This window comes from Micromonospora sp. M51, assembly GCF_018070305.1.
In the GTDB taxonomy this organism is placed as follows: Bacteria; Actinomycetota; Actinomycetes; order Mycobacteriales; family Micromonosporaceae; genus Micromonospora; species Micromonospora parva.
Genome location: NZ_JAGPXZ010000121.1, coordinates 1 through 11,574 on the forward strand (window position 1 = coordinate 1; position 11,574 = coordinate 11,574).

11 protein-coding genes and 1 pseudogene are annotated in these 11,574 nt (G+C 71.4%); 3 read left to right on the forward strand and 9 right to left on the reverse strand.

Annotated elements, in window-relative coordinates; all coding sequences use genetic code 11:
• The first annotated feature begins 618 nt into the window (after positions 1-618).
• Positions 619-1,890, forward strand: coding sequence for a S1C family serine protease (locus tag KBX53_RS09485; RefSeq protein WP_051708198.1), 1,272 nt, complete (start codon positions 619-621; stop codon positions 1,888-1,890).
• 76 nt (positions 1,891-1,966) lie between these two features.
• Complete coding sequence (locus KBX53_RS09490; protein WP_030329235.1) at positions 1,967-2,389, forward strand: preprotein translocase subunit TatB; 423 nt, start codon at positions 1,967-1,969, stop codon at positions 2,387-2,389.
• 148 nt (positions 2,390-2,537) lie between these two features.
• Here the strand turns inward: KBX53_RS09490 and carB are convergent.
• From carB to pyrR, 5 genes and pseudogenes are all read right to left on the reverse strand, one after another.
• Positions 2,538-4,490, reverse strand: a pseudogene (gene carB / locus KBX53_RS09495) (carbamoyl-phosphate synthase large subunit); the annotation flags it as partial.
• Entirely contained in the window at positions 4,483-5,646 is a 1,164-nt protein-coding gene (carA, locus tag KBX53_RS09500; RefSeq protein ID WP_210858684.1) for a glutamine-hydrolyzing carbamoyl-phosphate synthase small subunit, read from the reverse strand. The gene carA and the pseudogene carB, both read right to left, overlap by 8 nt.
• Positions 5,643-6,920 carry a dihydroorotase gene (locus KBX53_RS09505; protein WP_030335651.1) on the reverse strand — a complete coding sequence of 426 codons (1,278 nt, stop codon included), beginning with the start codon at positions 6,918-6,920 and terminating at the stop codon, positions 5,643-5,645. The genes carA and KBX53_RS09505 overlap by 4 nt, the downstream gene beginning before the upstream one ends.
• Positions 6,917-7,843 (reverse strand): aspartate carbamoyltransferase catalytic subunit, encoded by a 927-nt coding sequence (locus tag KBX53_RS09510; protein WP_030335650.1) that lies wholly within the window; start codon positions 7,841-7,843, stop codon positions 6,917-6,919. The genes KBX53_RS09505 and KBX53_RS09510 overlap by 4 nt, the downstream gene beginning before the upstream one ends.
• A complete protein-coding gene (pyrR, locus tag KBX53_RS09515) occupies positions 7,840-8,424 on the reverse strand; it encodes a bifunctional pyr operon transcriptional regulator/uracil phosphoribosyltransferase PyrR (RefSeq protein WP_030335648.1) in 585 nt (194 codons plus the stop codon). The genes KBX53_RS09510 and pyrR overlap by 4 nt, the downstream gene beginning before the upstream one ends.
• 288 nt (positions 8,425-8,712) lie before the next feature.
• Here pyrR and KBX53_RS09520 point away from each other — a divergent pair, with 288 nt between their 5' ends.
• On the forward strand, positions 8,713-9,201 hold the full coding sequence (locus KBX53_RS09520) for a transcriptional regulator (RefSeq protein ID WP_007458348.1): 489 nt from the start codon (positions 8,713-8,715) through the stop codon (positions 9,199-9,201).
• Between the two features lie 75 nt (positions 9,202-9,276).
• On the opposite strand, the gene nusB is transcribed toward KBX53_RS09520, so the two are convergent.
• From nusB to KBX53_RS09540, 4 genes are all read right to left on the reverse strand, one after another.
• Positions 9,277-9,687, reverse strand: coding sequence for a transcription antitermination factor NusB (nusB, locus tag KBX53_RS09525; protein ID WP_184188983.1), 411 nt, complete (start codon positions 9,685-9,687; stop codon positions 9,277-9,279).
• A gap of 23 nt (positions 9,688-9,710) precedes the next feature.
• The gene (gene efp, locus KBX53_RS09530; RefSeq protein WP_007458344.1) at positions 9,711-10,268 is read right to left on the reverse strand and encodes an elongation factor P; all 558 of its coding nucleotides are present in this window, start codon (positions 10,266-10,268) and stop codon (positions 9,711-9,713) included.
• A gap of 98 nt (positions 10,269-10,366) precedes the next feature.
• Entirely contained in the window at positions 10,367-10,792 is a 426-nt protein-coding gene (aroQ, locus tag KBX53_RS09535; protein WP_030335643.1) for a type II 3-dehydroquinate dehydratase, read from the reverse strand.
• Positions 10,793-10,847: 55 nt separating this feature from the next.
• Positions 10,848-11,574: 3-dehydroquinate synthase (locus KBX53_RS09540; protein WP_210858686.1), on the reverse strand; the 727-nt coding region annotated here is incomplete at its 5' end.

An 11,574-nucleotide genomic window follows, 5' to 3' on the forward strand; every position in this document is an offset into this window, starting at 1 on the left:
CGGTGACGTACGACTCCGCGAACTGCTGAGCGTGCGTCGTCGAACTGCCGGAACCGGCGACCGTGGCGATGGGGCACCTCCGGGGGCGGTGCGTGGTGCGAGGGCGGGTTGGCACTGTGAGCGTAGAGGCGACCGTCGTGGGGCGCAGCCGCGCCTCCGCCGGAAGCGATCACCGGGGCAACCGCTGACTGCACCGCGCCCATCCGTGCAATCCTGGAGGCGGTATCCCGTCAGCCGCGACCAGACCGGCCCGTGGCCGGGCGACGCGGCGCGGGATCCGGGGACGGACTGGGAGGCACCGACGTGACCGACGGCTGGGACTGGCGCCGGGGCGGTGAGACTCCGGATCCGGCGCGACCGCCCGGGGCAGGAGCCCCGCCGGTGGGGCCGACCATGCCGGGGGCTGACCGCGCGCCCCTCGCCTCGCCGGGAGGTGGGCCGGCACCGGGCTGGCCGGGGGCTCCCGTGGGGCCGGCACCGGGCTGGCCGGGGGCTCCCGTGGGGCCGGCACCGGGCTGGCCGGCGGCTCCCGTGGGGCCGGCACCGGGCTGGTCACCCGCTCCCGTGGGGCCGGCGTCCTCGGCTGGACCGGCTGCGGGTTGGCCGGCGTCTTCTGCGGTGCCGGCGGCCTCGGTCGGACCGGCACCGGGCTGGCCGGCACCGGCTGCGGGCGGGCCCAACCCGGCCGACGCGTCGCCCTGGTGGTCCGACGCCCTCGCCGACCCGTGGCGCGACCCGGCGGCACCGACAGCTGTGGTGGTGCCCGGAATGGTCGCCCCCGGCACCGAGCCCGAGCCGGTCACCGACCCCGATGCGCCGGGCCGGCCGACGGTGCGCCAGCTGCTGCTCATTCCCGTGATAACCGCGCTCCTGGCCGGCACCCTCGGCGGTGCGCTGGGCTACGCGTTCGCGGTGCGCGGCGGCGCCGGTGCCGCGGTTCTCGGTGCTGCGCCCGCCGAGGCGCCGGCACTGGCGCAGCGCAAACCGGAGTCGCTGGCCGGGGTCGCCGAACGGGTCCTGCCCAGCGTCGTGACCGTACGGGTGAGCAGCCTCGGCGGGACCAGTGAGGGCTCCGGATTCATCGCCACCGCCGACGGCCATGTGATCACGAACGACCACGTGGTGGCCGGCGGCACCGGCAAGGCCTCGGTGGTCTTCAACGACGGCAGCACCGCGCCGGCGACCATCGTGGGGCAGGACGCGGAGTCGGACATCGCCGTGATCAAGGTGAGTCGTCCCGGGTTGCGGCCCGTGGAGTTCGGCGACTCCGACGCGCTGGCGGTCGGCGACCCCGTGCTCGCCATCGGTTCGCCGTTGTCGCTGGCCAACACGGTGACCGCCGGCATCGTGAGCGCCCTGGACCGGACGATGCAGGCCGGCGAGCCGGGCGGGCCGGTGCGTTACTACGCCGCCATCCAGACCGACGCCGCCGTCAACCACGGCAACTCGGGCGGCCCACTCGTCGACGGCGCGGGCCGGGTGGTCGGGGTGAACTCCACCATCAAGTCGCTCGTCGCCGAGGGGCAGGAGGCGGGCAACATCGGGCTCGCCTTCGCCATCCCGATCAACCAGGCCAAGCGGGTGACCCAGGACATCATCGGCACCGGCAAGGCCCGCCGTACGGTGATCGGCGCCCGGGCGGACGGCCCGACCGGGGTCGTCGGGGGTGGCCTGCGGCTGGCCGAGGTGGAGCCGTCCGGGCCAGCGGACGGTGCCGGCTTGAAGGTCGGCGACGTGATCCTCAAGATCAACGGACGGCCGATGACCGAGCCGACGGACCTGACCGCGTTGGTCCGCAAGTACGCGCCGGGATCGGTCGTGACGGTCGAGTATCGGCGGGGCTCCGCCCGGCAGAACACCTCGGTAACTCTCGCTGCGGATGCGAAGTGAACAGCGGTGTACCCCTTGCCCGAAAGCCGTCTGGCGTGCGTAGTCTTGCTGCTGACGCCGTGAGGAGGCCCGCGGGATGCTCGACAACCTGAACTGGTGGGAGATCGGTGCGCTGCTGCTCCTGGCGCTCTTGATCTTCGGCGACCGGCTCCCCGCCGTGATCACCGACGGCCTGCGGTTGGTGCGCAACCTGCGCAACATGGCCCGCAACGCCACCGGCGACCTGAGCCGTGAGCTGGGCACCGACATCCAGCTGGAAGACCTGCACCCGAAGGCGTTCATCCGCAAGCACCTCCTCAGCGAGGAGGACGAGGCGGCCATCCGCAAGCCGCTGCAGGGCGTTTACGACAACCTGCGCGCGGACGTCAGCGGCGTACACGACGACCTGAAGGACGTGGCCAACGCCGCCGACCTGCGGTCCGACGGGGCCCGCTCCGGCACGGCCACCAGCAGCCCCTCCGCGCCGGCCCCCCGCGTCAGCTACGACGACGCCACCTGACCGGCTGGTACCCGCGCTGCCAGGGCTCGGCCGGCTGATGTCCGCCCGGGCCGGACAGCTGCTCTGATCAACTCGGTTTTCCGGAAGTCGGCCCGTCAACCGGCGCCGGATACCGCGACTTCCGGAAAACCGAGTCGATCATGTGCGCCCCCGGCCCGCCGGCCGCCCGGCCGGACGAGTCCTCCGCGTGCCAGACCTCCAGCACGTCCTCGAAGGTCAGCGGCTCGAAGTAGAGCCGGTCGGCGGTGTCGTAGTCGGTGGAGACCGTCTCCGGGTTGCAGTTGACCATCACGGTCTCGTAGCCGGCCGACCGCAACGCCTGCACCGCGTGCACGCAGGAGTAGTCGAACTCGATGCCCTGCCCGATCCGGTTCGGGCCGGAGCCCAGGATCAGCACCTTCGGCCGGTCCGACGGCACGACCTCGGTCTCCAGGTCGTACGTCGAGTAGTGGTACGGCGTGGTCGCCTCGAACTCGGCCGCGCAGGTGTCCACGGTCTTGTAGACCGGGCGCACGTCGAGGCGGTGCCGCAGGGTCCGGACGCCGTCCTCGGCGGCCAGCTCCGGGCGGAGCGCGGCGAGCTGCCGGTCGGACAGACCGGCCCGCTTGGCGCGGCGCAACAGGTCGGCGTCGAGCACCGGCGCGTCGACGATCTCGGCGCGCAACTCGATCAGCGCGGCGATCTGGTCCAGGAACCACGGGTCGATCCCGCCGGACGCCTCGGCGACCTCGGCGATCGACGCGCCCAGGCGCAGCGCCCGCTCGACTGTGTACAGCCGGCCGTCGTGCGGGATCCGCAGCGCGGCGAGGGTGTCGGCGAGGGTGACGCCCGCCGGGTCCGGCACGGTCCAGAAACCGGCCGACTTCGTCTCCATCGAGCGCATCGCCTTGTTCAGCGCCTCGGTGAAGTTACGCCCGAGGCTCATCGCCTCGCCCACCGACTTCATCGTGGTGGTCAGCTCCGGGTCCGCGCCGGGGAACTTCTCGAACGCGAACCGGGGGATCTTCACCACCACGTAGTCGAGGGACGGCTCGAACGCCGCCGGAGTCTTCAACGTGATGTCGTTGGGGATCTCGTCGAGGGTGTAGCCGATGGCCAGCTTGGCGGCGATCTTCGCGATCGGGAAGCCGGTCGCCTTGGAGGCCAGCGCCGAGGACCGCGACACCCGGGGGTTCATCTCGATCACGACGATCCGGCCGTCGACCGGGTTGACCGCGAACTGGATGTTGCAGCCGCCGGTGTCCACCCCGACCTCGCGCAGCACGGCGATGCCCAGGTCACGCAGGCGCTGGTACTCCCGGTCGGTGAGCGTCATGGCCGGCGCCACCGTGACGCTGTCGCCGGTGTGCACACCCATCGGGTCGATGTTCTCGATCGAGCAGACCACCACCACGTTGTCGTGCCGGTCGCGCATCAGCTCGAGCTCGTACTCCTTCCAGCCGAGCACGCTCTCCTCGATGAGCACCTCGTGCACCGGGCTGGCGGCCAGGCCGTCACCGGCGATGCGGGCCAGGTCCTCCGGGGTGTGCGCCATGCCGGAGCCCAGGCCACCCATGGTGAACGACGGGCGGATCACCACCGGCAGGCCCAGCTCGGCGACGGTCGCCTCGACCTCCTCCATCGAGTGGCAGACCCGGGAGCGGGGCACCAGGCCCGCCGGGTCCTCGACACCCAGGCGTACGCCGGCCTTGGCGACGATCTCCTTGAAGAGCTGGCGGTCCTCGCCCCGGTTGATGGCGTCGATGTTCGCGCCGATCAACTCCACGCCGTACTTCTCCAGGACACCGTTCTCGTGCAGGGCGACGGCGGTGTTCAGCGCGGTCTGCCCGCCGAGGGTCGCGAGGATCGCGTCCGGGCGCTCCTTGGCGATGACCAGTTCCACGAACTCCGGGGTGATCGGCTCGACGTACGTCGCGTCGGCGAACTCCGGGTCCGTCATGATCGTCGCCGGGTTGGAGTTGACCAGGCTGACCCGGATCCCCTCGCTGCGCAGGACCCGGCAGGCCTGGGTGCCGGAGTAGTCGAACTCGCAGGCCTGCCCGATGACGATCGGCCCGGAGCCGATCACCAGGATGTGCTTGAGATCGGTCCGCTTAGGCATTGCTGCGCCCCTTGCTGTGGTTCCGGCCCTCGATGAGCTCGGCGAAACGGTCGAAGAGGTAGTCCGCGTCGTGCGGGCCGGCCGCCGCCTCCGGGTGGTACTGGACGGTGAAGGCGGGCACGTCGATCGCCCGCAGCCCCTCGACCACGTTGTCATTGAGGCAGACGTGGGACACCTGAACGCCGCCGAAGTCGGTGTCGATCACCTGGTCGGGGACGACGGCGCCGACGCCGGCACCGGGCACCTGGACGGCGAAGCCGTGGTTGTGGCTGGTCACCTCGACCTTGCCGGTGACCCGGTCGAGCACCGGCTGGTTGATCCCCCGGTGGCCGTAGCCCAGCTTGTAGGTGCCGAAGCCGAGCGCCCGACCGAGGATCTGGCTGCCGAAGCAGATGCCGAACAGCGGCACCTCCCGCCGCAGCGCCTCCCGGGCCAGCGCCACCGGCGCGTCGGCGGTGGCCGGGTCGCCCGGGCCCGGCGACAGGAAGATCGCGTCGGCGCCGGTGGCGAGCATCTCGTCGATGGTCGACGACGCCGGCAGCACGTGGGTGGTCACCCCGCGGGTGGCCAGCCGCCGCGGCACGTTGCGCTTGATGCCCAGGTCCAGTGCGGCCACCGTGAACCGGTGCTCGCCGACCGCCTCGACGACGTACGGCTCGGTGGTGCTCACCTCGGCGGACAGGTCCGCGCCGACCATCTGCGGGGCCTGGCGGACCCGGGTCAGCAGGCGCTGCGGGTCGGTCTCGACGCTGGAGATGCCGACCCGCATGGCCCCGCGCTCGCGCAGGTGCCGGGTCAGGGCCCGGGTGTCCACTCCGCTGATGCCGACCACACCCTCGGTGGCGAGGCGGTCCTCCAGCGAGCCGGTGGCGCGCCAGTTCGAGCCGATCCGGGCCGGGTCGCGCACCACGTAGCCGGCCACCCAGATCCGGCCGGACTCGTCGTCCTCGCCGTTGACGCCGGTGTTGCCGATGTGCGGGGCGGTCTGCACCACCACCTGCCGGTGGTACGACGGGTCGGTCAACGTCTCCTGGTAACCGGTCATGCCGGTGGTGAAGACCGCCTCGCCGAAGGTCTCCCCGACACTCCCGTACGCCTCACCGGGGAACGTGCGCCCGTCCTCCAGTACGAGGATCGCGGAACGTCTGCGCGTCACTTGGTTGCCTTTCCGTCCAGGACCGTCGGCTCGCCGCGCAGGAAGGTCGCCACGATGCGACCTGGCAGCGTCATGCGGGCGTACGGGGTGTTGCGACTGCGACTGGCCAACTCCGCCGGCTCGATGGTGCGGCGGGCGGCCGGGTCGATCACTGTCAGGTTGGCCGGCACACCCGGCGCGGGGTCGACGCCATGCCCGGTGAGGCCGGCGATCCGGGCGGGGGTGCGCGACATCCGCTCGGCGATCAGGTCCCACTGGGGACCGAGCACGTCCAGCGCGATGGAGAGGGCCGTCTCCAGACCGAGCATGCCCGGTCGGGCGTACGCCCACTCGCACTCCTTGTCCTCCACCGCGTGCGGAGCGTGATCGGTGGCGATCACGTCGATCACCCCGTCGGCGAGGGCGGCGCGCAGCGCGGTGACGTCAGCGGCCGTCCGCAACGGCGGGTTGACCTTGAAGACCGGGTCGTAGGTCTCGGCCTTGACGTCGGTGAGCAGCAGGTGGTGCGGGGTCACCTCGGCGGTCACCCGTACCCCCCGTGCCTTCGCCTGGCGCAGCACCTCGACGCTGCCGGCGGTGGAGACGTGGCAGACGTGCAGTCGGCTGCCCACGTGCTCGGCGAGCAGCACGTCCCGGGCGATGATCGCCTCCTCGGCGACCGCCGGCCAGCCGATCAGGCCGAGCCGGGTGGAGACCTCGCCCTCGTGCATCTGGGCGCCCTCGGTGAGCCGGGGCTCCTCGGCGTGCTGGGCGATGATCCCGTCGAACGCCTTGACGTATTCCAGGGCGCGGCGCATCAACTTCGGGTCGGCGACGCAGTGCCCGTCGTCGGAGAAGATCCGCACCCGGGCCGCCGAGTCGGCCATCGCGCCCAGCTCGGCCAGCCGTTCGCCGGCCAGCCCGACGGTGACCGCGCCGATCGGCTGCACGTCGACCAGGTTGGCTTCCCGGCCGAGGCGCCAGACCTGCTCGACCACACCGGCGGTGTCCGCCACCGGGGAGGTGTTGGCCATCGCGCACACGGCCGTGTAGCCGCCCAACGCCGCCGCCCGGGAACCGGACTCGACGGTCTCGGCGTCCTCCCGGCCGGGCTCGCGCAGGTGGGTGTGCAGGTCGACCAGGCCGGGCAGGGCGACCAGACCGGTGCCGTCGATGACTGTGGCGTCCGGCGCGGTCAGGCCGGGACCGACGTCGGCGACCACGCCGTCGCGGATCAGCAGGTCGGTCGGCGCGGCGCCGACGACGCTCACGCTGGTGATCAGGTACGCGGTCACCGGTTGTTCCCTCCGAGCAGCAGGTAAAGGACAGCCATCCGCACGGAGACCCCGTTGGTGACCTGTTCGACGATGGTGGAGCGGGGTGAGTCGGCGACCTCGGGGGTGATCTCCATCCCCCGGTTCATCGGGCCGGGGTGCATGACGATCGCGTGCTCGGGCAGCCGGCGCATCCGCGGCCCGTCCAGCCCGTAGCGGCGGGCGTACTCGCGGGCGGAGGGGAAGTAGGAGTCGTTCATCCGCTCCCGCTGCACCCGCAGCATCATCACCACGTCCACGTTGGGTAGGACGGAGTCGAGGTCGTAGGAGACGTCGGTGCCGGGGGCGAGCGCGCCCGCGATGTCGACCGGGATGAGGGTCGGCGGGCCGACCAGGGTGACCTTGGCGCCGAGGGTGGACAGCAGCAGCACGTTGGAGCGGGCGACCCGGGAGTGCAGCACGTCCCCGACCACCGCCACCGACAGGCCGGCGAGCCGACCCAGCCGGGCCCGCATGGTGTACGCGTCCAGCAGCGCCTGGGTGGGGTGCTCGTGGGTGCCGTCGCCGGCGTTGACCACCGACCCGTCCACCCAGTTGGCCAGCCGGTGCGGCGCGCCGGAGGCGGGGTGTCGGACGACGACGGCGTCCGCACCCATGGCCTGCAGGGTCAACGCGGTGTCCTTCAGGCTCTCGCCCTTGGTGACGCTGGACCCCTTCGCGGAAAAGTTGATCACGTCGGCGCTGAGTCGCTTCGCCGCCGCCTCGAAGGAGATCCGGGTCCGCGTGGAGTCCTCGTAGAAGAGGTTCACCACGGTCCGCCCGCGCAGCGCGGGAAGCTTCTTGATCTCCCGGCCGGCGACGGTGGCCATCTCGGCGGCGGTGTCCAGGATCTCGGTGGCGGTGTCGGCGTCCAGGTCACCGCCGGAGAGCAGGTGCTTGATCATGAGTTTGCTCCCCCGTACAGCTTGACCTCGTCGACGCCGTCGGTTTCGGCGAGCGTCACCTTCACGCTCTCCGCGAGCGAGGTCGGGATGTTCTTGCCGACGTAGTCGGCGCGGATCGGCAGCTCCCGGTGACCCCGGTCGACCAGGACGGCCAGTTGCACCGACGCCGGGCGGCCCACGTCGTTGAGCGCGTCCAGCGCGGCCCGGACGGTGCGGCCGGAGAAGAGCACGTCGTCGACCAGGATGACCCGTTTGCCGTCGATCCCGCCGGAGGGCAGCTCGGTCGGGCCCACCGCGCGGGTGGCGTGCCGACGGAGGTCGTCGCGGTACAGGGTGATGTCGAGCACACCCACCGGGACGACGACGTCCTCGAAGGTGCTGATCCGGTCGGCGAGGCGTCGGGCGAGCGGGGTGCCCCGGGTGGGGATCCCCAGCAGCACCGTGTTCGCGGCGCCCTGGGTCTTCTCCAGGATCTGGTGGGCGATGCGGTCGACCACGCGTTGCACGTCGGCGCTGGCGAGGATCACCTTCACCGAGGGTTGTCGCGGTGGTGACGAGCGGGCAGCCGGTGGGTATGCCACGGCGGACCTCCTTCCCCGCCTCACGGGACGGGTCGTTAAAGGATGTCGGGCACCTCCGGCCGGACCGCTGAGCAGACCTGGACCGGGGCTCCCGCCACGTTACCAGTGGTCACCGGGCCGATGGACGGCGGCTGCTGACCACCGGGTCAGGCGCGGGAAAAGGGGATAACTTCCCGGACGCTCCCCAACGGTAGGGTCACGACCACTTGACCACGTGTCGCATTCCCCGTACCGTCACGCTCCGTAGCGATCGACGGGAGAACCCCGAGCAGCACTGGGAGTGTCCGAATGCCCTCTGAATACGCCAAGTCTCTGGGCGCCCGCCTGCGCTCCATCCGCCAGCAGCAGGGTCTCTCCCTGCAGGGTGTGGAGGAGAAGTCGAACGGGCGGTGGAAGGCCGTGGTGGTCGGCTCGTACGAGCGTGGCGACCGGGCCGTGACGGTGTCCCGTCTGGCCGAGCTGGCCGAGTTCTACCGCGTACCCGTCTCGGAGCTGCTGCCTGACGGCAGTGGCGTCCGTCACGAGCCCACCAGCAAGATTGTCCTGGACCTGGAGCGGCTCTACGACGAGGCCTCCGAGGACCTGGCCTACGTGGCCCGCTACGCCCGCGCCATCCAGCAGCAGCGCGGCGACTACAACGGTCGGGTGCTCTCCATCCGCGCCGACGACCTGCGGGCCCTCGCGATCGTCTACGACGCCTCACCGTCGGGTCTGATCGAGCGGCTCACCGAGCACGGCGTGCTGGTGGCCGACCCCCGGGCGTTCTTCGCCTCCTGATCCACCGCTGCACCGAAGGGGCCCGTGCCGGATGGCACGGGCCCCTTCGTGTTGCGGCGTTCGTCGGCGCGACGCTCAGCGGGTGGCGTACTCGGCGATCCGGCCGAGCACCCCGTTGAGGAAGCGCGGCGAATCGTCGGTCGACATCTGCCGGGCCAGTTCCACGGCCTCGCTGATCGCCACCGCGTCGTCGATCTCGTCGACGTAGAGCAACTCGTAGACGGCGATCCGGGCCAGATTGCGGTCGACGACCGGCATCCGCTCCAGCGTCCAACCCTCGGCGTAGCTGGCGATCAGCTCGTCGATCCGGTTGAGGTGCTCGGCGACGCCCTCGACCAGGCCCACCGCGTAGCCCAGATGCTCCGGCCGGGGCTGCTCGATCCGCTGCACGTAGCCGGCGAGCACCTCCACCGGAGGCTTGTCCCGAAGGTCGGCCTCGTAGAGGACATCCAGCGCCCGCTTGCGCGCCTTGCGGCGCGCCGGCATCTGCTGCTTGGCACCCTCAGCCATCAGGCGCGGCCGAGGTAACGGCCGTCGCGGGTGTCGACCTTGATCTTCTCGCCGGTGGTGATGAACAGCGGAACCGGCACGGTGGCGCCGGTCTCCACGGTCGCCGGCTTGGTGCCGCCGGTCGAACGGTCGCCCTGCAGGCCCGGCTCGGTGTAGGTGACCTCCAGCACGACGCTGGTGGGCAGCTCGATGTAGAGCGGCACACCCTCGTGCTGGGCGACGGTCGCCTCCGCCTCGGGAAGCAGGTAGTTGGCTGCCTCACCGACGGTGCCACCGGGCACGGTGATCTGGTCGAAGGTCTCCAGATCCATGAAGACGAAGTCCTCGCCGTCGGCGTACAGGTACTGCATCGTGCGCTTGTCAACGGTCGCGGTCTCGACCTTGGTGCCCGCGTTGAAGGTCTTGTCGACCACCTTCCCGGACAGCACGTTCTTCAGCGTGGTGCGCACGAAGGCACCGCCCTTACCGGGCTTGACGTGCTGGAACTCGACGACGGCCCACAGCTCGCCATCCAGGTTGAGTACCAGGCCGTTTTTGAGGTCGTTGGTGGAGGCCATTTCCTGCCTTGATCATCAATTGGCGGACAGACCTGGCAAGTCTACAAGCTGCGTCGAATCGGACCGCCCCGCGTTCGGAGCGCTCAGTCGGTGGGCCCTCAGCGGCTGGCCAGATGGTGCAGGGCGAGGCGATAGCCGTCAATGCCCAAACCGCAGATCACACCGGTCGCCACCGCCGACACCACCGAGTGGTGCCGGAACTCCTCACGGGTGTGGATGTTGGAGATGTGCACCTCCACCAACGGCCCGCGCAGCATCGCGCAGGCGTCCCGCACGGCGTACGAGTAGTGCGACCAGGCGGCCGGGTTGAGCACCACCGCGGCGCCCTCGTCGGCGGCGGTGTGCAGCCAGCCGAGCAGTTCGTGCTCGGCGTCGGTCTGCCGGACCGTCACCGTCAGCCCCAGCTCCCGACCGGTGGTCTCGCAGAGCGCCACCAGGTCGGCGTAGGTGGTCGCGCCGTACACGTCGGGCTCACGGGTGCCCAGCCGGCCCAGGTTCGGCCCGTTCAGCACGTAGACCCTCACCGTGCCTCCGTCGTTCGCGACTGCGGGGCTCGCAAACCCGGCTCACTCCTCGCGCTCACGGGCTGGCCACCTCCTGGTACGCCGCCGCCAGCAACGCGTCGTCCGGACCCTCCAGCATCGCCGGGCGGGCCAGCCCGTCGAGCACCACGAAGCGCAACCGACTGCCCCGGGTCTTCTTGTCCACCCGCATCGCGGCCAGTAGCTGCGGCCAGGCGTCGACCGGGTAGCTCACCGGCAGGCCCAGCGCGGTCAACGTGACCCGGTGCCGGTCGGCGGTCGGCGCGTCCAGCCGCCCGGCGAGGCGGGCCAGCGTGGCCGCGTACACCAGACCGACGGCGACGGCGTGACCGTGCCGCCAGCGGTAGCCCTCGTGCTGCTCGATGGCGTGGGCCTGGGTGTGACCGTAGTTGAGCACCTCCCGCAGGCCCGACTCGCGCAGGTCGCCGGCGACCACGTCGGCCTTGACCCGGATCGCCCGTTCGATCAGCTCCCGGCTCGCCGCCGCACGCGGGTCGGTGGCGGCCACCGGGTCGGCCTCGACGAGATCCAGGATCGTCGGGTCGGCGATGAACCCGCACTTGACGACCTCGGCCAACCCGGCCGCCAGGTCGACAGCGGGCAGGCTGTCCAGCGTGGCCAGGTCGGCCAGCACCCCGACCGGCGGGTGGAACGCGCCGACCAGGTTCTTGCCGGCGGCCGTGTGGATGCCCGTCTTCCCGCCCACCGCTGCGTCGACCATGACCAGCAGCGCGGTCGCCACCGGCAGCCAGCGCACCGCCCGC